The 21,985-nt window shown below is 69.1% G+C and carries 18 protein-coding genes and 1 pseudogene; 10 read left to right on the top strand and 9 right to left on the bottom strand.

The window, feature by feature from the left end; all coding sequences use genetic code 11:
• Window positions 1-390 (top strand): annotated as a pseudogene (locus tag B0E52_RS18545) (DUF4124 domain-containing protein); the annotation flags it as partial.
• A 94-nt stretch (window positions 391-484) separates the two neighbouring features.
• Window positions 485-1,087: a pentapeptide repeat-containing protein gene (locus B0E52_RS08450; protein WP_077483377.1), complete on the top strand. Its 603-nt coding sequence runs from the start codon at window positions 485-487 to the stop codon at window positions 1,085-1,087.
• 48 nt (window positions 1,088-1,135) lie between these two features.
• Here B0E52_RS08450 and B0E52_RS08445 read toward each other — a convergent pair whose 3' ends face one another.
• The gene (locus B0E52_RS08445) at window positions 1,136-1,918 is read right to left on the bottom strand and encodes an SDR family oxidoreductase (RefSeq protein WP_077483376.1); all 783 of its coding nucleotides are present in this window, start codon (window positions 1,916-1,918) and stop codon (window positions 1,136-1,138) included.
• 82 nt (window positions 1,919-2,000) lie between these two features.
• Between B0E52_RS08445 and B0E52_RS08440 the strand changes: the two genes are divergently transcribed.
• On the top strand, window positions 2,001-2,225 hold the full coding sequence (locus tag B0E52_RS08440) for a hypothetical protein (protein ID WP_077483375.1): 225 nt from the start codon (window positions 2,001-2,003) through the stop codon (window positions 2,223-2,225).
• A 234-nt stretch (window positions 2,226-2,459) separates the two neighbouring features.
• Window positions 2,460-3,287: an ATP-binding cassette domain-containing protein gene (locus B0E52_RS08435; RefSeq protein ID WP_077483374.1), complete on the top strand. Its 828-nt coding sequence runs from the start codon at window positions 2,460-2,462 to the stop codon at window positions 3,285-3,287.
• Window positions 3,288-3,407: 120 nt separating this feature from the next.
• On the opposite strand, the gene sppA is transcribed toward B0E52_RS08435, so the two are convergent.
• Both sppA and B0E52_RS08425 read right to left on the bottom strand, forming a co-directional pair.
• Window positions 3,408-5,303: a signal peptide peptidase SppA gene (sppA, locus tag B0E52_RS08430; RefSeq protein WP_077483373.1), complete on the bottom strand. Its 1,896-nt coding sequence runs from the start codon at window positions 5,301-5,303 to the stop codon at window positions 3,408-3,410.
• 225 nt (window positions 5,304-5,528) lie between these two features.
• Complete coding sequence (locus B0E52_RS08425; protein ID WP_077483372.1) at window positions 5,529-6,941, bottom strand: MATE family efflux transporter; 1,413 nt, start codon at window positions 6,939-6,941, stop codon at window positions 5,529-5,531.
• A gap of 107 nt (window positions 6,942-7,048) precedes the next feature.
• Here B0E52_RS08425 and B0E52_RS08420 point away from each other — a divergent pair, with 107 nt between their 5' ends.
• The 3 genes from B0E52_RS08420 to B0E52_RS08410 all read left to right on the top strand — a co-directional run bounded on the left by B0E52_RS08420 (window position 7,049) and on the right by B0E52_RS08410 (window position 12,146).
• Window positions 7,049-8,194: a DUF3667 domain-containing protein gene (locus B0E52_RS08420; RefSeq protein WP_077483371.1), complete on the top strand. Its 1,146-nt coding sequence runs from the start codon at window positions 7,049-7,051 to the stop codon at window positions 8,192-8,194.
• Between the two features lie 399 nt (window positions 8,195-8,593).
• On the top strand, window positions 8,594-10,771 hold the full coding sequence (locus B0E52_RS08415; protein ID WP_077483395.1) for a primosomal protein N': 2,178 nt from the start codon (window positions 8,594-8,596) through the stop codon (window positions 10,769-10,771).
• 109 nt (window positions 10,772-10,880) lie between these two features.
• Window positions 10,881-12,146, top strand: a complete 1,266-nt coding sequence (locus tag B0E52_RS08410; protein ID WP_077483370.1) for an NAD(P)/FAD-dependent oxidoreductase — start codon at window positions 10,881-10,883, stop codon at window positions 12,144-12,146.
• Between the two features lie 55 nt (window positions 12,147-12,201).
• Here B0E52_RS08410 and rpoH read toward each other — a convergent pair whose 3' ends face one another.
• Complete coding sequence (rpoH, locus tag B0E52_RS08405; protein ID WP_077483369.1) at window positions 12,202-13,062, bottom strand: RNA polymerase sigma factor RpoH; 861 nt, start codon at window positions 13,060-13,062, stop codon at window positions 12,202-12,204.
• 257 nt (window positions 13,063-13,319) lie between these two features.
• Between rpoH and B0E52_RS08400 the strand changes: the two genes are divergently transcribed.
• Window positions 13,320-14,003 (top strand): Fe2+-dependent dioxygenase, encoded by a 684-nt coding sequence (locus B0E52_RS08400; RefSeq protein WP_077483368.1) that lies wholly within the window; start codon window positions 13,320-13,322, stop codon window positions 14,001-14,003.
• Between the two features lie 4 nt (window positions 14,004-14,007).
• Here the strand turns inward: B0E52_RS08400 and ung are convergent, their stop codons facing one another.
• The 5 genes from ung to B0E52_RS08375 all read right to left on the bottom strand — a co-directional run bounded on the left by ung (window position 14,008) and on the right by B0E52_RS08375 (window position 19,080).
• Window positions 14,008-14,706 (bottom strand): uracil-DNA glycosylase, encoded by a 699-nt coding sequence (gene ung / locus B0E52_RS08395; protein WP_077483367.1) that lies wholly within the window; start codon window positions 14,704-14,706, stop codon window positions 14,008-14,010.
• Window positions 14,703-15,545 carry a response regulator gene (locus B0E52_RS08390; RefSeq protein ID WP_077483366.1) on the bottom strand — a complete coding sequence of 281 codons (843 nt, stop codon included), beginning with the start codon at window positions 15,543-15,545 and terminating at the stop codon, window positions 14,703-14,705. The genes ung and B0E52_RS08390 overlap by 4 nt, the downstream gene beginning before the upstream one ends.
• Before the next feature lie 30 nt (window positions 15,546-15,575).
• Window positions 15,576-16,550 carry a permease-like cell division protein FtsX gene (gene ftsX, locus B0E52_RS08385; protein WP_077483365.1) on the bottom strand — a complete coding sequence of 325 codons (975 nt, stop codon included), beginning with the start codon at window positions 16,548-16,550 and terminating at the stop codon, window positions 15,576-15,578.
• Entirely contained in the window at window positions 16,550-17,227 is a 678-nt protein-coding gene (gene ftsE / locus B0E52_RS08380) for a cell division ATP-binding protein FtsE (protein ID WP_077483364.1), read from the bottom strand. The genes ftsX and ftsE overlap by 1 nt, the downstream gene beginning before the upstream one ends.
• Before the next feature lie 128 nt (window positions 17,228-17,355).
• Complete coding sequence (locus tag B0E52_RS08375) at window positions 17,356-19,080, bottom strand: DEAD/DEAH box helicase (protein WP_077483363.1); 1,725 nt, start codon at window positions 19,078-19,080, stop codon at window positions 17,356-17,358.
• A 406-nt stretch (window positions 19,081-19,486) separates the two neighbouring features.
• On the opposite strand from B0E52_RS08375, the gene trxA reads away from it, so the two are divergent.
• Entirely contained in the window at window positions 19,487-19,867 is a 381-nt protein-coding gene (trxA, locus tag B0E52_RS08370) for a thioredoxin TrxA (protein WP_305793690.1), read from the top strand.
• Between the two features lie 157 nt (window positions 19,868-20,024).
• On the top strand, window positions 20,025-21,740 hold the full coding sequence (rho, locus tag B0E52_RS08365; protein ID WP_077483394.1) for a transcription termination factor Rho: 1,716 nt from the start codon (window positions 20,025-20,027) through the stop codon (window positions 21,738-21,740).
• Window positions 21,741-21,985: the final 245 nt, after the last annotated feature.

Genomic DNA, 21,985 nt, shown 5'->3' with positions numbered 1-21,985 from the left:
GCCCGGCCACCGCCCGCCGCACCGATTCCCGCGCTGTACCAGTGCGTGCGCGCCACCGACGGCAAGACCTACCTGAGTGCCAACGGCCAGCCGCCCGGCTACTACGCACCGCTGGGCATCGTGGGCGTGCCCACTTCGCTGAACGAGCAGTACAACGCGGGCAACCGCATGGGCCGCGACCAGCCCGACGCGGCCATGGTCTCCGGCTACTACACCTTCGTGCAGGATCGCTGCCGCCCATTGAGTCCGCAAGAGACCTGCGCAGCACTGCGCCAGGACTGGTCCGTGAACGAACACCAGCTTCGCCGCGCCTTCAAGAGCGACCAGCCGCCGCTGCTCAGGCGCGAGACCGAGTTGCGCGCGCAACTGCAAGGCTGCGGCGGCCCCTGAGCACGAATTGGCCGACCCGGCACGCCGCCATCTCTGGCGATGAGAATGCCACGGGGTAGATTCGCCCGACACCTGCAGACCAACGGACGACCACATGGTGATCCCGGCCTTCGACGCAACGGAATACGACGACGTCGCCTTCAAGGATCTCGAACTGGCGGACGCCGCCGTCGACGGCATCCGCTTTCGCGACTGCAGCTTCGTCCGCTGCAATTTCAGCGGCGCCACGCTGGCGCGCTGCCGCTTCAGCGATTGCGAATTCACCGATTGCAACCTCAGCCTGGCCAGGCTTACCGGCAGCGGCTTCTCAGGCACCGCCTTCACCGACTGCAAGCTGGCCGGCATCGACTGGACGGGCGCGCACTGGCCTGCGGTGCAAATGGCCGGCGCGCTGGCCTTCACACGCTGCGCGTTGAACGACTCCTCGTTCTTCGGGCTCGACCTGCGCGAGCTGAAGCTGATCGACTGCCGCGTCATCGATGTCGATTTCACCGAGGCCCGCTGCGAGGATGCGGATTTCGCAGGCTCCGACCTGTGCGACAGCCTGTTCCGCAAGACCCGGCTCGCCCGCGCGAATTTCGCAGGGGCGCGCAACTACCGCATCGACGTCTTCGACAATGACATCAAGCGGGCGAAGTTCGCGCTGCCCGAGGCCGTGACACTGCTCGACAGCCTCGACATCGAGCTCGAGGAATGAGGCTCTGCCGGAGAACCTCGCCCCACCCTCGCGTGTCGAGGCGGGTATCTAGAAGCCGTAGTTGAGGAAACCACCATCCACGCCCAGCACCTGGCCGGTGATGTAGCTGGCCGCGGGCAGGCACAGGAAGGCGATCGCCGCGGCCACTTCCTCCGGCTCGCCGATGCGGCGTAGCGGCGTGCGGTCCAGCACTTCCTCCAGGTAATCCTCGTCGGCCAGCGCGGTGTCGGTGCGCTGGGTGCGGATGTACCACGGCGCCACCGCGTTGACGCGGATGCCGTCCACCGCCCACTCCGCAGCGAGGTTGCGGGTGAGCTGGTGCAGCGCGGCCTTGCTCATGCCGTAGGGCGCGCCGGTGCGCACATGGGTGATGCCGGACACCGAGCCCACGTTGACGATCGCCGCATTCGCATGCTGCACCAGCTGCGGATGCGCCAACCGGCACATCTCGAACGCCGCGAACAGGTTCAGCTCGAAGATCGCGCGCAGGTCGTCGTCGCCACACTCCAGCGCCGGCTTCGGCAGGTTGCCGCCGGCGTTGTTGACCAGCAGCGACAGCGGCAGGCCGAGGTCGGCCACCCAGTCGAACACCGCAAGCCGGTCCTCCGCCTCGGCGAGATCGGCGCCCAGCGCGTAGACGTCGATGCCGTCATGCTCGTCGGCCAGTTCGACCCGCACCTGTTCGAGGTAATCCTCGTCGCGCGCCACCAGCAGCAGATTCGCACCCAGCCCGGCCAACTCGCGCGCCGTGGCGTAGCCGATGCCCTTGCTGGCGCCGGTGATCAAAGCGGTGTGGCCATGCAGCTGCCAGGCGTCGATGCGGCTGTTCATGGGAAGAGCTTACACGATGGCCTTGCCGACAGAGCCGCACGGCGTGACACTCGACGCCAGCTGACCATCGGGGGATTGCGCGATGAAAACCACGCTGATGCTGCCTTGCCTGCTCGCCCTCGCCGCCTGTTCCGGCAAGCCGCCGACGCCGCAGGCCGCCGCGCAACCCGCTGCCGCCGCCAGCAGCCGCGTCGCCACGCCGTGGGATGCGATGAAGGCCGACGAGCAGCGCGCGAAGGACGTGCAGAAGATCGTGAACAAGCAGGCCGAGGAGCAACGCAAGCAGATCGAGGCGCAGACGCAGTAGCGGGCGCAGTGACAGGCTGTCGCCAGACAGCCTGTCATTGCTGCGATCCAGGGAGGATCGCACGCCGATCAATCATGCCAGTGATTGATCGACGGGGCCTGGTTCGGCATGTGCCGAACCAGGCGATTCGTAAAGTGCATGGATGCACTTTCTCGAAAATCCAATATGCGTGCTTTGGCCGTCTCGACGTCCGAACGCCTTGCAGGCCATCGCATTTGCCGGCATCGTGGATGCATGAATTCCGATGCCACTGCCGTCTGTGCACCGCCCCTGCTGGAGATCGACGACGCCACCGTGCTGCGCGGCGGCCGCCCCGCGCTGGACCGTTTCACCCTGCGCGTCGAGGCCGGCCGGCACACCGCGATCCTCGGCGCGAACGGCTCGGGCAAGTCCACCCTGGTGCAGCTGATCGCGCGCCAACTCTATCCGCTGGCGCCGGACAACGGCCGCGGCCCGGTGCGCGTGTTCGGCCGCACGCGTTGGAGCGTGGCCGAGCTGCGCGGGCTGCTCGGCATCGTCTCACCCGCGCTGCAGAACGACTACACCAGCGACGCGCCGCTGGAAGTGTTCGAGACGGTGGTTTCCGGCTTCTTCGCTGCGCGCGGCCTCGGCCTGGATCATCGCGTCAGCGAGGACATGCGCCAACGTGCGCAGACGGCGCTGGAACAGCTCGGCGCCGGGCACCTGATCGGCCGCGCCATGGCCAGCCTGTCCACCGGCGAGGCGCGCCGCGTGCTGATCGCCCGCGCCTTGGTGCACCGCCCGCGTGCGCTGCTGCTGGACGAACCCTGCGCAGGGCTCGACCCCGCCAGCCGCCGCCGCTTCCTGGAAAGCCTGCGTGCGCTGGCGCGCGGCGGCACCACCTTGCTGCTGGTGACCCATCACGTCGAGGAGATCCTCCCCGAGATCGGTCAAGTGCTGCTGCTGAAGAATGGCCGCGTGCTGCGCCAGGGCGACAGGGCCGCCACGCTCACCGACGCCGCGCTGGGCGAGACGTTCGGCCTGCCGGTGCGCGTGACGCGGCATGGCGACTGGTACCACGCCGCGGTGGAGACGCCGTAGGTCGGGATTCATCCCGACCCGATACCTCAGGGTGGCGTTGTCTGGATGAATCCCGACCTACGCCAGCAGCCGCGCAGCCGTCGGTTCCGCAGCCGCACGCCGGTTGCGCGACGCGCCCGCTCAATGCGGCGAGCAGAAGCAGTACGCGTAGACGTTCGGCGTGCCGGCCTTCGCGTCGCGCAGCAGCGACAACTCCGGCGCCAGTGCATGGATCTGCGCGAACCACGGCGGCAGGCGCACACCCCAGGACTGCAGCAGTTCGACGCCGGCGTTCTGGCTGAAGCCGGCCATGAAGCGCTCGAACGCGCCCTGCGGCGCCTGCTGGTAGCGCACCGGGTAATCCTTGCCCAGCTTGGCGAGGTTGGCGGCCTCGGCCACCGCGTCGCCCTGCCCGCCAAGCTGGTCGACCAGGCCGCGGTCCAGCGCCTGGCTGCCCGTCCACACGCGGCCTTGGGCGATCGCGTCGACGGCGTCGAAGCTCTTGCCGCGCGCCTTGGCCACACCGCCCACGAAATCGCGGTAGCCCTTGTCGATGATCGCCTGGATCACCGTGCCCACCTTGGGATCGAGTGGGCGGGTGATATCGAACGCTCCGGCCATCGGCCCGGTAGCCACGCCGTCGCTGGTGATGCCGAACTTGGCCAGCGTGTTCGGCACCGTGTAGTACATGCCGAAGATGCCGATCGAGCCGGTGATGGTGTTCGGCTCGGCGAGGATGCGGTTGGCGTTCATCGAGATCCAGTAGCCGCCGCTGGCCGCCACGTCGCCCATCGACACCACCACCGGGATGCCGGCCTCGCGGGTGAGTTCGACCTCGCGGCGGATCTGTTCGGCGGCGTACACCTCGCCGCCGGGCGAATCGACGCGCAGCACCAGCGCCTTGGTGCGCTTGTCCTCGCGCGCGGCGCGGATCAGCGCGGCGGTGGATTCGCCGCCGATGGAACCCGGCGGACGCTTGCCGCCGGCGATCTCGCCCTCGGCCACCACCACGGTCACGCCGGGCGCGAACAGGTCGCCGCCCTTCGGCAGGTCGGCGGCGTACTGCGCCAGGTCCACGGCGCGGAAGCCGTGGCCGTTCTTCGCGGCGGGCACGCCTTGCGCACGCAGCATCGCGATCAGCTGGGCGCGGGTGGCGGTACCGTCGATCAGGTGCTCGTCCAACGCGAGCTTCGCCAGGTCGCCCTGGGTGCTGGCGATGGTCTGCGGCAGGTTGTCGATGTCGGCGCGCAATGCCGCGGGATCGAGCTTGCGCAGCTTCGCCACCTCGGCGAGGTATTCGTCCCACAGCCCGCCCATCCAGTAGCCGTCGGCCTCCTTGGCGGCCGGCGAGGCGTGATCGAGGATGAAGGGCTCGGCCGCGCTCTTGAACTGGCCCACGCGGAACAAGTGCACGTCCACGCCCAGCTTGTCGAGCAGATCCTTGTAGAACAGCCGGTAATTCGCCAGGCCGGTGAGCATCAGGCTGCCCTGCGGATCGAGCAGCACCTTGTCCGCATGCGCGGCGAGGTAGTACTGGCCCTGGTCCAGGTTCGCCGCCCAGGCGATCACCGGCTTGCCGGTGGCGCGGAAGCGGTCCAGCGCCGCGCCCACCTCGCGCAGCGCGGCGAAGCCGCCCGCGTGCAGTTCACCGGGCAACAGCAGGATGCGGCCGATGCGCTTGTCCTGCGCGGCGGCGTCGATCGCGCCGACCAGATCGCGCAACTGCACCTGCTCGGACTTGTTGCCCGACAAAGTTGCCAGCGCGCGCTGCATGGGGGCGATGCTGTACTGCTCGACCAGCTGGCCATCGAGCTTGAGCACCAGCACGCTGCCGTCCGCCACGGTGCGCGACGCGTGGCTGCCGGCGATGCCGCCGACGACCAGCAACAGCACGATCAGCAGCAGGAAGAAGAACACCGCGTTGATGATCAGCAGCCGCACCACGTTGATGCCGCGGCCGATGCCGCACAGCACCGCCCAGAAGCCATGCCGGCGCGGCGGCGGGGTCGCGGGCGACGACGGCGAACGGGGCGGCATGGGCGGTGGCTGCATTGGCGCGGGTTTCCTCGTGGATTCCTGGAGTCTGTCGGGCTTTGCCGGTCGAGGCGAGAATTCGGCTGTGTGAGGGCAGGTTTTCGACGATTCGCCGCCCCATAGTGGTTCTAAGGGGCAAGAAGCGGCGGAAAGATGCACCACACAGACGGGTTCGCAGGCCGGCCGGTCAAAGCCCGGCGGGCTCCAAGCGTAGCCGCTCGCGCGGCATCACGTCATGCCCGGGGCGACCGGTATCGGCAGCTCCGCCGCACCCGGTGCATGCCGGCGCCAGCGCTCGCGCCAGGCGCTGCGCCAGAAGCGCGTGAACAGCATCGCCGCCGCCACGCTGAGGCCGGCGATCAGGCCCATCCACATGCCGCGCGCACCGAGGCCGTGGTGGAACGCCAGCCACCAGCCGACCGGCATGCCCACGCCCCAGTACGCGAACAGCGTGATCGCCATCGGCGCGCGGGTGTCCTTGAGTCCGCGCAGCGCGCCGTTCGCGGCTACCTGGATGCCGTCGGAGAACTGGAAGAAGCCCGCCAGCACGATCAGCTGCGCCGCCAGCTCGATGACCTTGTCGTCGTGCGTGTACAGCGAGGCGATGAAATGCGGCAGCGCCAGCATCAGCGAGGCCGAGACCAGTTGCGTGAGCAGGGTCAGGCCGATGCCGCAGAAGCCGGCGTAGCGCACGCCGCGCGCATCGCCGCGCCCCACCGCATTGCCCACCCGCACGGTGATCGCCATCGCCAGGCCCAGCGGGATCATGAAGAACAGCGCGGCGACGTTGAGCGCCACCTGGTGGCTGGCGATCACGTCCTCGCCCAGCGTGCTGAGCAGCAGCGCCGCGGCCACGAACAGGCCGCCCTCGGCCAGCAGGGTCACCGCCATCGGCGCGCCGATGTGCAGCAGCGCGCCGATGCGCCGCCAGTGCGGCCACTCGAAACGTTCCAGCAGGTTCAGCCCGCGGTAGTTGCGGTGCTTCAGCACGTAGGTGCCGAAACCCAGCATCTCCAGCCACAGCACGGTGGCGGTGGCGATGCCGCAACCGTGCGCGCCCTGTGGCGGGATGCCCAGCTTGCCGAACATCAGCACGTAGCCCAGCGGCACCAGCACCACGAGGCCGCCGAAGCCGAAGAACATCGACGGCTTGGTCAGCGACAGTCCTTCGGACAGGCCGCGCAACGCGAAATAGCAGGTCAGCGCGGGCGCCCCCCAGCTGATCGCGAACAGGAACCGCTCCACGTCGTGGCGCAGGCTGGGCGCCACCCCGATCAGGTCGATCAACGGCCCCGCATGGCGCACCGCGAACCACAGCAACACGCCCATCGCGAGCGCCAGCCACAACGCCTGGCGGAACACGCTGCCCACTTCGTGGCGGCGGCCGGCGCCATCCAGCTGCGCCACCGAGGGCGGCACGGACATCATCGTGCCGATGCCGCAGACGATCGCCAGCGACCAGAGGCTGGCGCCCACCGCCACCGCGCCCAGCACGTGGGCGCTGACGTGGCCGGACAGCACCGCGTCGATCACGTTGCTGCCGATCGCGGCGAGCTGCGCCAGGATCAGCGGGATGGCGAGGCGTACGGTGGCGCCGATCTCGTGCTGCACGCGGGCACGTTCGGGGCGAAACGGTTTCATCGATGGACTCCAGCGGGCGGTCATTCTACCCGAGCCTTCCGGCAGGGCTGTCGTGCACGGCGGGCTGTGCCAAGATCGCGCGCTGCGACGGAATCGAGGGGTACGCAATGAAGTCACTGGTCAGCCACGAAGGCTTGCACTGCGCCAACTGCGGCACGCCACTGGCGGGCGAGTACTGCCACGAGTGCGGCCAGTCCATGCACAGCGTGCTCAAGCCGATGCATCACATGGCCGAGGAGACCGTGGAAACGGTGCTGCACATCGACAGCCGCATCCTGCACACGCTGCCGCAGCTGTTCCTCAAGCCCGGCTTCCTGACCCTGGAATATTTCGCCGGTCGCCGCGTGCGCTACATCGCGCCGTTCCGGCTGATGTTCGTGCTGAGCTTGCTGTGCTTCTTCGTGCTGCACCTGGCCACTTCGGCGGCGATCAGCCACAACATCGAGCAACGCCAGCAGCACGTGCTGCTCGATCGCGGCTCCGATTTCGCGCAGGCCAACAGCGCGAACGAAGTGCATGACCTGCTTGACGAGAAGGACAACGCCCTGGATGCCGTGCAGACCTTCGGCGACGACGCGATGGCTGCGCAGGCAACTCGCGTGAAGCAGCAGTTGCGCGCGGCCGCCGACCGGCGGCTGGCGGAGTTGCACGCCCCGCCGCTGCCCGCGGCGTACGCCACGACCACCCCGATCACCCGGAGCGAGACCAGCAAGACGGTGCAGATCGCTTGGCTGCCCGATTTCGCCAACCAGCGGTTGAACGCGGTCCGCGAGCACATGCTCGACAACTGGCACGCCTTCCGGCACGGCGACGCGGTGAGCCGCCAGGCCGCCAAGGAGCGTGTGGTCAACGGCGTATTCGGCAACCTGCCCGCTGCCATGCTGGTACTGGTGCCGATCTATGCGCTGCTGCTGAAGCTGTTCTACGTGTTCAAGCGGCGGCTCTACATGGAGCACCTGATCGTGGTGCTGCACAGCCAGGCCTTCCTGTTCCTGTGGCTGCTGCTGTGCACGTTGCTGGCCATGTTCGCCGGCTGGCTGGAGCCGCATGCGCTGTGGACCACGACCCCGCTGAACTGGCTGGAGCGGCTGCTGGTGCTATGGGCGCCGATCTACCTGCTGCTGATGCAAAAGCGCATCTACCGGCAGGGCTGGCCGATGACCCTGCTGAAATACTGGTGCATCGGCTGGTGCTACTTCTGGTTGCTCGGTTTCGTGCTGCTGTTTGCCTTCGTGCTGGGTTTGGCGCACTGAAGGGCATCCGCCGCGGCCCCCTGCCGCAGTGACTTGGCCGCGGTTTTGCACAGCGTCACCCACCTGTCAAGGCGTGTCATGCGGCCCGGCCACTGGATGAATGGCCGCCGACCGTGGATTGCAAGTTACTGATATGAAAAACGTTTTTTACATGACCAAAACGTGTCCAGACTGTCGCGAAGGGCGCCGCCATGCGCTTCGGCGCCCCTCGTCCCCGCGCCATCCACAGACTTGTCCACAGGCCTTGTGGATAAGCGGAAAAACCTGCGCGGCTGAGTGACTTGCGCCCGATTCCTCGACCCGCGGGCAGCATGTGTTCGCAAGCGTTGTTCCGCCTGCCGCTTGTGCGGGGAATGCGGCCTCGGCGAGGCCGGGCGTCCCGTTAAACTTGGCGCCATGATGCCCGCCGTCCTGCGCGTCGCCCTGCCCGTTCCCCTGCCCACCCTGTTCGACTACCTGCCGCCCGCCACCGGCGGCGAGGTGCAGCCGGGCAACCGGGTGCTGGTGCCGTTTGGCCGCAGCCAGGCGGTAGGCGTGGTGGTCGCCACGGGCGTCGAATCCACCGTGGGCGCCGGCAAGCTGAAGCGCGCGCTGCGTCGGCTCGACGACGCCCCCCTGCTCGACGCCGAGCTGATGCAGACCCTGGCCTGGGCCGCCGATTACTGGCTGGCCGCGCCCGGCGAGGCTTATGCGAACGCACTGCCGCTGGCGCTGCGCGAGGCGAAACCGCTGCCACCGCTGGGCGAAGAGTGCTGGTCGCTCACCACGGCCGGGCGCGGCGCGCTGGACGCCGGCAGCCGGCGTGGCGGCAGCCACGCCCTGCTTGCGGAACTGGCTGCGGGCCCGCTGGGCGCCGCCGAGCTGGACGCCTGCCTGCCCGGCTGGCGTGCCGCCGCGCGGCGACTGCTGGCGGCCAACCTCGTCGAACGCGGCGAACGCACGGCCAACGACACCAGCGCCACCCGCGCCGCGCCCGCGCTGAGCGAGGAGCAGCAACGCGCCGTGGCCGTGGTGGCCCGCGATCTCGGCCGCTACCAGCCCTTCCTGCTCGACGGCGTCACCGGCAGCGGCAAGACCGAGGTCTACCTCGCCCTGATCGAACGCGTGCTGGCGCAGGGCAAACAGGCGCTGCTGCTGGTACCGGAGATCGGCCTCGCCCCGCAGACCCTGCGCCGCCTGCGCGATCGCCTGGGCGTGCCGGTGGAAGTGATCCACTCCAACCTCGCCGAAGGCGAGCGCGCCCGCGCCTGGTTGCGTGCCCGTTCGGGCGAGGCGAAGGTGATCCTGGGCACCCGTTCGGCAGTGTTCACCCCGCTGCCGCGGGCCGGCCTGGTCATCGTCGACGAGGAGCACGACGGCGCCTACAAGCAGCAGGAAGGCTTCCGCTACCACGCCCGCGACCTCGCCGTGGTGCGCGCCCGGGCGCTGGGTGTGCCGGTGCTGCTGGGCTCGGGCACGCCCTCGCTGGAATCGCTGGCCAACGTGGAGGCCGGCCGTTACCGCGCCCTGCACCTGCGCGCCCGCCCCGGCGCAGTACGCCCGCCCACGGTGCAGATCGTGGACATGCGTGCGCAGCGCCTCGACCACGGCCTCTCGCCCACCCTGCTCGCCGCGGTGGCCGACACGGTGGCGCGTGGCGAGCAGGCGCTGGTGTTCAAGAACCGCCGCGGTTACGCGCCGGTGCTGCTCTGCCACGCCTGCGGCTGGCACGCCGACTGCCCGCGTTGCGAGCGCCCGCTGACCCTGCACGCCGGCCGCCGCATGCTGGTCTGCCATCACTGCGACCATCACGCGCGCATCCCCGCTGCCTGCCCCGCCTGCGACGCCACCGAGCTGAAGCCGCTGGGCCAAGGCACCGAGCGGCTGGAGGAGGCGCTGGCCGCACGCTTCCCCGAAGTGCCGGTGCTGCGCATCGACCGCGAGACCACGCGCCGCCGCGATGCCTTCGAACACCTGCTCGACGGCCTGCGCGACGAGGCGAAGCCGGCGATCCTGGTAGGCACCCAGATGCTGGCCAAGGGCCACGACCTGCCCCACCTCACCCTGGTTGCCATCGCGGGCGTGGACGAGGGCCTGCTCAGCCTGGACTTCCGCGCCAACGAACGGCTGGCGCAACAGCTGGTGCAAGTGGCCGGACGCGCCGGACGCGCCGCCAAGCCGGGCCGCGTGCTGCTGCAGACCCACCACCCCGACCACCCGCTGCTGCGCCAGCTGCTGGCACAGGGCTATGCCGCCGCCGCGCAGAGCCTGCTCGCCGAACGACGGCAGAGCCTGCTGCCGCCGTATGCGCACCAGGTGCTGCTGCGCGCCGAAGCCGCCCAGCGCGCGGCGGTCGATGCGTTCCTCGCCGAAGCCTGCGCCGCGCTGCCGCCGGAGCACGGCCTGCAGGTCGCCGGCCCGATGCCCGCGCCGATGCCGCTGCGCGCCGGCCGCCAGCGCGGCCAGCTGCTGCTGGAAGCGACGAACCGCCGCGACCTGCACGCCGCGCTGCGCCCCTGGGCCGCGCAACTCGCGCGCCTGCCCGGCGCACGCAAGGTGCGCTGGTCGCTGGACGTGGATCCGATCGATCTTTATTGAACCACCGCAGGAGCACCCAGTGCGCGAGTGCTCTGATGTTGATCGAAGCCAGAGCCATCGCGCACAAGGTGCGCTCCTACAATGGGACAGCGCCTCAAGGAATCGTGTCATGCCCGATGCACTGCCCCACATCGTGATACTCGGCGGCGGTTTCGGCGGACTCGCCGCCACCCGCGCGCTGGCCCGTGCGCGAGCGCGCATTACCCTGGTCGATCGCCACAACCATCACCTGTTCCAGCCGCTGCTGTACCAGGTCGCCACCGCGGGCCTGTCGGCGCCATCGATTGCGGCGCCGCTGCGGCAGATCCTGCGTCACCAGCGCAATGTCACCGTGCTGATGGACGAGGTCGCCGGCATCGACCTCGCGCAGCGTCGCGTGCAGCTGCAACGCGAGTCGCTTGATTACGACTGGCTGATCGTCGCCACCGGTGCCGCGCATGCCTATTTCGGCCACGACGACTGGGCTATCGACGCGCCGGGGCTGAAGTCGCTGGACGACGCGCTGGCGATCCGCCGCCGCGTGCTCACCGCGTTCGAGCGCGCCGAGCAGGAGGACGACCCCGTGCGCCGCCAGGCCTGGCTCAACTTCGTGGTGGTAGGCGGCGGCGCCACCGGGGTGGAACTGGCCGGCACGCTGGCCGAGATCGCGCGGCACACGCTGGCCGGCGAGTTCCGTCGCACGCAGCCAGGTGCGGCGAACATCCTGCTGGTGGAAGCCGGGCCGCGCGTGCTGGCCGCGTTCGATCCCGCGCTGTCGACGAAGGCGCAACGGCAACTCGAACACCTGGGCGTGCAGGTGCGCCTCGGCCAGGCAGTGACGGCGGTGGACGGCGAGGGCGTGACGCTGGGCGAGCAGCGTCTTGCCGCACGCACCGTGCTGTGGGCCGCCGGTGTGGCCGCCTCGCCACTGGGTCGGCTGCTGGATGCGCCGCTGGATCGTGCCGGCCGCGTGCTCGTGCGCGACGACTTGTCCCTGCCCGGGCACCCGGAAGTGTTCGTGCTCGGCGACCTCGCCAGCGTGCAACAGGACGGCCGCCCGGTGCCAGGCGTGGCGCCCGCCGCCAAGCAGATGGGGCTGCACGCAGCCAGGCTGATCGCCGCCCGGCTGCACGGCGACTCGCATGCCATGCCGTTCCGCTACCGCGACGCGGGCGCGCTGGCCACCATCGGCCGCATGGCTGCGGTGGCGCAGTTCGGCAAGCTGCAACTGTCCGGCCTGCTCGCCTGGTGGGTGTGGCTGGGCGCGCACATCTGGTTTCTGATCGGCTTCCGCAACCGGCTGGTGGTGATGCTGGACTGGGCGATGGCGTACTGGACCCAAGCGCGGCACGCGCGAATCATCACCGGCGAGGACGAGCGCGAATCCGGCCGCTGAAAAGCACACGGCCCGCCAAGGCGGGCCGTTGCCGATGACTTGCGAGGCGAGAAACTCATGCCTCCGCGAACAACCCCCGCATCTTCTTCATCGCGTTCGCCTCGACCTGGCGGATGCGCTCGGCGGAGACGCCGTACTCGTCGGCCAACTCCTGCAGCGTGGCCTTCTCCTCGTCCAGCCAGCGGCGCTGGATGATGTGGCGCGAACGCCCGTCCAGCTTGCCCAGCGCACCGGAAAGCGTGCTGAGCAGGTTGTCGCTCTGGTCGGCCTCGGCCACGTTGTCGTAGGGGTCGGCGCCTTCGTCGATCAGGAACGCCTCGGGCGCGGGCTTGGCGTCGTCGTCGGCATCCGCCGGCGCCTCGAAGCCGATGTCGCGGCCGGACAGGCGCGATTCCATCTCGCGCACGGTCGCCTCGGGCACGCCCAGATCCTGCGCCACCGCGCGCACCTCGGCCGCGTTCATCCAGCCCAGGCGCTTCTTGCTCTTGCGCAGGTTGAAGAACAGCTTGCGCTGCGCCTTGGTGGTGGCCACCTTCACGATGCGCCAGTTCTTCAGGATGAACTCGTGCATCTCGGCGCGTATCCAATGCACCGCGAAGCTGACCAGGCGCACGCCCTGATCCGGGTCGAAACGCTTCACCGCCTTCATCAGGCCAATGTTGCCTTCCTGGATCAGGTCGGCGAGCTGCAGGCCGTAGCCGGAATAGCCACGCGCCACGTGCACCACGAAACGCAGGTGCGACATCACCAGCTGCTTGGCCGAAGCCAGGTCTTCTTCCTCGTTGTAGCGACGCGACAACGCCTGCTCCTCGTCCTGGCTCAGCACCGGGATGCGGTGCACGGCCGAGATGTAGGCATCCAGGCTGCCGACCACGCTGGGCAGCGACATGTGGGTGGTCGCCAAGGCTTGGGACATGTGAAACCTCCAGTGCAAGGGCTTCAGGTTAGCACTCCGGTGGTTGGAGTGCTAAAGCCGCAAATGGTTCACGGCTTTTAGTAAACCGCATCGTACAGAAATGTCGGCCGCTTGTCCATCCTGTACCCGGCATCGGCACCGGGCATGGGCCGTTCGGCAGGGCTTGAAAACAACCGCAAACCGGGCCGTTCGCGCGTGTCCTGCAGTGGCCTGTTCACTACAATGCCGGGACAAGCCACGTGGAAGGGGGAGTTCACTTGATCGTCTGTGTACCCGATGTATTGACCGCCCAGGAGCTAGTCGCAATCCGGGCCGAGCTGCAATCCGCCCCCTACGTCGACGGCTCCGCCACGGCCGGCTGGTCGGCACGCACCGTGAAGAAGAACCAGCAGATCGACACCGGCAGCGCGAACTACGCGCGCATCGCCGACATCGTGCGCGCCGCCTTCCAGCGCAACGCGCTGCTGCAGGCGGCGCTGCTGCCGGCAGCGAACACCCAGCCGCTGTTCAACCGCTACGCCGGCGGCATGGAATACGGCGCGCACGTCGATGCCCCGGTGATGGGCAGCCTGGGCAACGCGATACGCACCGACATCGCGATCACCGTGTTTCTGTCCGACCCCAGGAGCTACGACGGCGGCGAGCTGGTGACGCATGCCAACGGCGGCATGGAATACGCCTTCAAGCTGGACGCCGGCGCCGCCATCGCCTACCCGGCCAACACCTTGCACCACGTCAATCCGGTGACGCGCGGCGTGCGCGACGCGGCCATCATCTGGGTGCAAAGCATGGTGCGCGACGCGGCCCGCCGCGAACTGCTGTGGGATCTGGAAAGCGCCAAGCGCGACATCTTCGGCCGCGAGGGCAAGAGCCAGACCTTCGATGCCGTGAGCCGCTCGCATGCCAACCTGTTGCGCATGTGGGCCGAGGTGACGGGCTGAGCAGTCAGCCGGGCAACGCGACGCGCGGCGGCAGCGACCAGTCGACGGGTGCTTGCCCCTGCGCTTCCAGATAACGGTTTGCGGCGGAGAAATGCCCGCAGCCGAGGAAGCCGCGGTGGGCGGACAACGGGGAAGGGTGCACGCTCTTCAGCACGCAGTGCCGGCGCGTGTCGATCAGCTGGCCCTTGCGCTGGGCGTAGCTGCCCCAGAGCAGGAACACGATGCCCTCGCGCTCGCGGTTGAGCGCGTCGATGGCCGCATCGGTGAAGCCTTCCCAGCCCTTGCCCTGGTGCGCGGCAGCCAGCCCGCGCTCCACGGTGAGCACCGCGTTGAGCAGCAGCACGCCGCGATCGGCCCACGGTGTGAGGCAGCCATGGTCGGGCGGCGCGATGCCGAGGTCGCGCTGGATCTCCTTGAAGATGTTCACCAGCGAGGGCGGCGCCGGGACGCCGGGGCGCACCGAGAAACACAGGCCGTGCGCCTGGCCGGGGCCGTGGTAGGGGTCCTGGCCCAAGACCACCACGCGCACCTCCTCGAACGGCGTGTGCTCGAACGCGGCGAAGATCTCCGGTCCGGGCGGATAGATCGCCTTGCCGGCGCGCTTCTCCGCACGCAGGAATTCGGCCAGCGCCTGCATCTCCGGGCGTTCCAGATGCGCGCCGATCCGCGCCTTCCACGTGGCTTCCAGCCGCACCTCGCTCATGCGGCCGCGCCGCGCGAACGCAGATGCCGCGACACGCGCAGCTGGAACAGCAGCTTGGTGACCAGCAGTTTTTCCTCGACCGGCTTCTCCACCAGGTCGTTCGCGCCGGCCTTGATCAGCGCGGCCTGGTTCGCCGGGTTCTCGTCGCCGGTCATCACCAGCACCGGCAGCCGGCCCTTGCCGTAGCCGAAGTCCTTGCGGATGCGCTCGAGCAGGTCGCCGCCGGTGAGCTCGCCCTTCAGGCTGACGTCGGTGAGCACCACGTCGGCACCCACCTCGCCACGCACCTTCGCGGTTTCCAGCAGCGCCAGCGCATCCTCCACGCTGATCACGTGGTGCACGGTGAGGCCGTACTTCTCCAGCATGCGACGGGTGGCCAGCGCCACCACGCGGCTGTCCTCCACGTACAACACCTCGCCCTCGGCGCTGCCCTCGGGGCGCACGTAGCCGCGGATGAACTCGGCCAGCGCCTGGAAGCCCAGCGACTTGTCGAAGTAGTCGGTGACGTCCTCGCCCAGCGTGCGCCGGTGCAGGCGGTCGTCCACGTCGCCGGAGACCACCACGATCGGCACGTAGGCCTGCGGCGCGGATTCGCGCACGAAGCGCGCCAGCTCCAACCCGTCCATGTCGGGCAGGCGCAGCGCGCTGGTGATGAAATCGAACACCCCTTCGCCCAGCAGCTGCTGCGCCTCGCTGCCGCTGCCGCAGCCGACCACTTCCACGCCCGGCAGCTCGGTCTGCAGCACGCGACCGATCAGCTGCCGCACCATCCTGGAACCGTCGACCACCAGCACGCGTGGCGCCGTGCTGACCAGCCGGTTGCTGATGCTTGTACTCATGCCCTGACTATTCTCGCCCCCGACACCTGTTCAGACCGCCTTGCGCAGCTGCCAGGCACTCACCAGCCGTGCACCCAGCCAACCCAGCACCGCTGCAGCCAACGGCACTACGGCCAGCAACCACAGCGGCAAGCCGCCGAGGTGCAGCTTGCCATCATAGGCCTGGCTCAACCGTGCCACCGGTCCGCTGAGCGCGAACTCGATCGCCAGCGCCAGCAGCGCGGCAAGAATGCCGCTGAACAGGCCGTACCAGATGCCGGCATACAGGTAGGGCCGCCGCACGAAGGCGCCGCTGGCGCCCACCAGCAGCAGCACGCCGATCTCCTCGTGGCGGCTGGCGATGTCCACCCGCACCGTGTTGCCCACCACCAGCAGGGCGGCCAGCGCCAGCATCAGCGCCAGCGCGATCACCACGCGGTCGCCCACGCCGAGCAGCGCGTCCAGCCGCTGCCGCCAGGTGCCGCTGTCCTGCACCTGGGCCACGCTGTGCATCTCGCGCAGGTCGCTGACCAATCGTTCCACGGTCGGCGCATCGAGGCCCGGCTTGGGCTGCACCATCAGCACGAAGGGCAAGGGATTCTGCTCCAACGCGTCCAGCGCACCGGAGAAACCCTGCAGCTTCGCCAGTTCGTCCAGGCCCTGCTGCGGCGTCTTGATCGCTACCGACGCCACGTCGGAACGATCGCCCAATTGCTTCGCCAGCAGTTGCGCCTGCGAGGCGGCCTGGTCCGGCTGCAGGAACACGTTGATCGCCTGGTCCTGGCCCAGCGCCTTGCCCAGTTGCTGCACGTTGCCCAGCAGCAGGTAGAACGCCAGCGGCAGGGCCAGCGCCAGCCCCATCACCGCGATGGTGAGCAGGCTCCCCAGTGGACGGGCGGCGAGCCGGCGCAGGCTGGCGCCGGCGCTCCAGCCGTGGTGTTCGCGCCAGCTGGACACGCGACGGGTGTGGCTGGCTTCGTTGCGCGGCGGCGTCTCTGCGTCACGGCGAACATCGGCGGCGGCCATCACAGCACCTCCTCGGCGGCGAGATCCGCCACCAATCGGCCGTGATCGAGCACCACCACGCGCTTGCGCATGCGCTTGATCAGCGGCAGGTCGTGGCTGGCGATCAGCACCGTGGTGCCCACCTGCTGGAATTCGGCGAACAGGCCCATGATCTCCACCGCGAGCTGCGGATCGAGGTTGCCGGTGGGCTCGTCGGCGATCAGCAGCGAGGGGCGCCCCACGATCGCCCGCGCGATGCCCACGCGCTGCTGCTCGCCGGTGGACAGCGTGGCCGGCAGCTGGCGCTCGTACGAGAGCAGGCCCACCTTCTCCAGCGCCGCGCGTACGCGCCGGCCGCGTTCGACGCGGGCGATGCCGGCGATGGCCAGCGGCAGCTCGACGTTGGCGAACACGCTGCGGTCCATCAGCAGGCGATGGTCCTGGAACACCATGCCGATGCGCTGGCGCAGCTTGGGAATGCCGCGCCCGCGCACCTTGGCCAGGTTCTGGCCGTCCATCGTGATCGCGCCGTGGCTGGGCCGCTCGATCACGCCGAGCAGTTTGAGCAAGGTGCTCTTGCCCGCGCCGGAATGGCCGGTGACGAAAGCCATCTCGCCCGTGGGTATGGTGAAGGAAAGCTGCGAAAGCGCCTCGTGGCCGCCGTCGTAGTGCTTGCTCACCTTGTCGAACTGGATCACCGCGCGCCCCCGCCGACTGCCTGCCGTATCCCGGCAAGGATACGGTATGCAGGGTGCAAGGTCGCCCATGTCCCGGATGCGGTGATCGTCGCCGGTTCAGCCCGGCGACGCTGCATTGCGCGACTGGCTCAGCGTCCGGTGAACAGCCGGGTCAGGCGGCGGAACAGGCTGGGCTTGTTCGGGTGCGTGTGCTCGCCGGCGGTGGCGGCCACCTGCCGCGAGGGACGACCGGCCGCCGATGCCACGGCCTCGGCCGGTACGCGCTCGCGCGGCGCGCGACGCTCGCCGCGCGGCGGGCGGCCGCCCTCGGCCGGTGTCGCTTGCGGCTTGCCCTGCACGGCATTCGTCGCCACCGCCTCGCCACCTTCGCGGCGGCGGTTGCGGCCGCCGCGCCGACGGCGGCGCTTGCGTTCGCCCTCGTCGGTCGCGCTGACGCTGGCATCGCTCGCCACGGCCACCGGTGCAACGGCCTCGACGTTCGCCGGCTCGGCGCGCGGCGCACGGGGCGGCCGCGGTTCGTGCGGGCGATCCCCGCGCGGCTTGCGCTCGCCGTCGCGGCTGTCGCGGCGCGCACGGCCGCCCTTCTTGTCGTCGTGCCGCGGCTCGACGTGGTCGCCGAACGCGGCACTGTCGGCGGCGGCGGCGGCGGCGAACTCGGCGTCGATCGCGCGCGGCTTCGGCATCACCAGCAGCTCCGGCTCGATGGCCGCCACCGGGATGCTCTGGCCGATGTAGGTTTCGATGTCGGGCAGGCTCATCGCGTACAGGTCGCAGGCGAAGCTGACCGCGTCGCCCTCGGCACCAAGGCGCGCGGTGCGGCCGATGCGGTGCACGTAGTCCTCCGCATCCTGCGGCAGGTCGTAGTTGAACACGTGGCTGACCGCGGGGATGTGCAGGCCGCGCGCGGCCACATCGGTGGCCACGAGGATGTCGAGCTGGCCGTCCTGGAAGCGCTGCAGCAGCTTCTGGCGCTTCAGCTGGGGCACGTCGCCGGAGATCGCGCCGACGCGGCAGCCGTGCCGCTTCACGCGGTCGGTGACGCGCTCGGCGGCGGCCTTGGTGTTGACGAAGATGATGCTGCGGCTGGGCTGGTGCTGGTCGATCAGGTTCAGCAGCAGCGGCAGCTTCTCTTCCTTGGCCGGGAAGTAGACCACCTGGCGCACCTTGTCGGCGGTGACGTTGTCGCTCTCCACCACCAGCTTCTCGGCCTCGTGCATGTGCTCGTAGGCCAGCTCCAGCACGCGATGGCTCAGCGTGGCGGAGAACAGCAGCACCTGGCGCTGCTCGCGTGCCGGCAGGCGGCGGAAGATGAAGCGCACGTCCTTGATGAAACCGAGGTCGAACATGCGGTCGGCCTCGTCGATCACCATCACCTCGACGCCGTTGAAGCCGAACACCTGCTGCTTGTAGTAGTCGAGCAGGCGGCCGGGCGTGGCGATGATGATGTCGCAGCCGTCGTGCAGCTGCTGGCGCTGCTTGTCGTAGTCCACGCCGCCGTAGATCAGCGCGGTCTTCAGGCCGGTGCGTGCACCGATGGCGCGGGCATCCTTGTCGATCTGGATCGCCAGCTCGCGGGTGGGCGCGATCACCAGCGCGCGCGGGTCGGTGTCCTTGCGCTCGGCCACCGCGGGCGTGGTCAGCAGGCGGTTCATCAGCGCGACCAGGAAGGCGCAGGTCTTGCCGGTGCCGGTCTGCGCCTGGCCGGCGACGTCGCGGCCGGCCAGCGCCACCGGCAGGGTCAGTTCCTGGATCGGCGTGCAGCGGGTGAAGCCGGCGTCAGCCAGGCCTTGCTGCAGCAGCGGATGAAGTTCGAAGTTGGTGAAGAAGGTATCGGTGAGTACGGTTTGCGACATGGAAGGAAAAGCCGGTGGGATGCGGGCACAGGCGTCGAAGCCGGCCCGGCTCCGCCGCCGGAGGCGGACACGGAGCGGTGGGATGAGCGGCGCGCGGCGGTACGCAGCGCACGGCGGCGAGCAGGCTCGCCGGCCGGCGCTCCGAAGCCGCGGAGGGCGCCGAAACGGTTGCAGTGCAACCGGCAGTCCCGCTGGCATAGGCGAAACGACTCGACGGACCCGTATCTGCGCGTTTGCTACGCAAACGCTTGAGCCGCCTCGCCTATGTCAACGGAACCGTCCGTTGCCGCCCTTGAATCGCTTGAATCGCGCCCCGAGTTACGTTGCAATGAGGTTCCGGGCCGCAATGGCCAAAACCCCTCTTTCCCGGTTCGACCCGCGCTTCATGGGCACCCCAGTGTAGCCGATGCTGGCCGCGTGGTCGCCAAACCTTCCTTCCACCCGCCTTTCGGAGACCCCGGTGAGCGACCTGATTACCCATGTGAGCGACGACGCCTTCGAGCAGGAAGTACTGCAATCCGACACCCCCGTGCTGCTGGATTTCTGGGCCGAATGGTGCGGCCCGTGCAAGGCCATCGCGCCGATCCTCGACGAGCTGGCCGGCCAGTACCAGGGCAAGCTGCGCATCGTGAAGATCAACATCGACCACAACCAGAAGACCCCCCGCACCTACGGCGTGCGCGGCATCCCTACCCTGATGGTGTTCAAGAACGGCAAGGTCGAGGCCACCCAGATCGGCGCCGTCAGCAAGGGTCAGCTGGCCCAGATGATCGACAAGGCGCTCTGAGCGCCGTTTTTCACCCGCCGCGCGCTTTACGGCCGTGCGCGGCGGGTGCTAGATTGCTTTCCGCGTCTGCCGGGATCGTCCCGATCCCCCTGCGCCCTCCTTGGCGCGACGCACACCTTCCCTCCTGTTTCCCAACGGCGCCCCGCGAGGTTTGCCCGTGTCCGATACCGATAACACCACCCCGAACGACGCCGGCGGCGCCGAGAACCCGACCGAGTCGCGTCCGCGCGCACCGCGTCGCCAGTCGCGCGGCGCCAAGCCGGCCGCCGGCGAAGCGCAAGCACCGGCAGCGACCACTGCGCCGCTGTTCGAGCAACCCGCACCGGTGCCGCCACCCGCCGCCGCACCGGCCGCGCCCGCCGGCGAAGCCGCCGGCGCACCGGAGGCACGTGCGCCGGGCCAGCCGCAGAACCCGCAGGGGCAAGGCCAGAACAACGGCAACAACCGCAACAACGAGCAGCGCGAGGGCCGCGGCCGGCGCCGCCGCCACGAGCGCAACCAGCAACAGCGCCCGCAAGGCGGCGGCGGTGGCAACAACAACCCGCGCTACAACAACCCGCACGGCCTGCCGATGGACGACGACAACGCCGATCCGGGTGCGGACGACCGCCTGATCAACCTCACCGAGCTGAAGCGCATGAAGGCGCCGCAGCTGATCGCGTTCGCCGAATCGCTGGGCATCCAGGAAGGCGTGGCGCGCGCCCGCCGCCAGGACGTGGTCTTCTCCATCCTCAAGGCGCACGCCCGCTCCGGCGGCGGCATCTGGGCCGAGGGCGTGCTGGAGATCCTGCAGGACGGCTTCGGCTTCATGCGCTCGGCCGACGAATCCTACCTGGCCGGCCCCGACGACATCTACGTCAGCCCCAGCCAGATCCGCCGCTTCAACCTGCGCACCGGCGACTACATCACCGGGCGCGTGCGCCACCCCAAGGAAGGCGAGCGCTACTTCGCGATGCTGCGCGTGGACGATATCAACGGCGATCCGCCGGAAGCGTCCAAGAACAAGATGCTGTTCGAGAACCTCACCCCGCTGTTCCCGCGCAAGGCCTTCAAGCTGGAGCGCGGCAACGGTTCGAGCGAGGACATCACCGGCCGCATCCTCGACCTCATCGCCCCCATCGGCAAGGGCCAGCGCGCGCTGATCGTGTCGCAGCCGAAGTCCGGCAAGACGATGATGCTGCAGAACATCGCGCAGGCGATCCAGTACAACCACCCCGACGCGCACGTCATCATCCTGCTGGTGGACGAGCGCCCGGAGGAAGTCACCGAAATCGCCCGCACCGTGCGCGCCGAGGTGATCAGCTCGACATTCGATGAACCCGCGGTCCGGCACGTGCAGGTGGCCGAGATGGTGATCGAGCGCGCCAAGCGCCTGGTGGAACACAAGCGCGACGTGGTGATCCTGCTCGACTCCATCACCCGCCTCGCCCGCGCCTACAACACCGTGGTGCCCAGCTCCGGCAAGGTGCTCACCGGCGGCGTGGACGCGAACGCGCTGCAGCGCCCCAAGCGCTTCTTCGGCGCCGCGCGCAACGTGGAGGAAGGCGGCAGCCTCACCATCATCGGCACCGCGCTGACCGACACCGGCAGCAAGATGGACGAGGTGATCTACGAGGAGTTCAAGGGCACCGGCAACATGGAAGTGCACCTGAGCCGCCGCATTTCCGAGAAGCGCGTGTACCCGGCGATCGACATCAACCGCTCCGGCACCCGCCGCGAGGACCTGCTGATCGAGCCGGACATGCTGGCCAAGATCTGGATCCTGCGGAAACTGCTGCACCCGATGGACGAGCTGGCCGCGATGGAGTTCATGCTCGACAAGATGAAGAACACCAAGTCCAACGACGAGTTCTTCAATTCGATGAAGCGCTGAACGACTGGCGCAGCCAGCCGGTCAGCGGGTTCCACGGACGGACCGCTCGCGGATCGATCGACCAGCGATCGATCCGCGGAGCCGGGTCCGGCGCCCTTCCGGACTCGGCGGGCCGGGAAAGTCCGGGAAAGCACTTTCCCGACATTCGGCAAGGGTTTTGGCTTCGAAACCGCGACCACCTCGCCCTTCCGCATCACTTGCCAGCCTCAGCATCCCGTTCCAGACTCGTCGCGCGCGGCCGGCCA

Source organism: Rhodanobacter sp. C06 (genome assembly GCF_002001105.1).
In the GTDB taxonomy this organism is placed as follows: domain Bacteria; phylum Pseudomonadota; class Gammaproteobacteria; order Xanthomonadales; family Rhodanobacteraceae; genus Rhodanobacter_A.
Note: the sequence above shows the minus strand (reverse complement) of the source record. Positions and strands in the feature narration are given on the sequence as shown.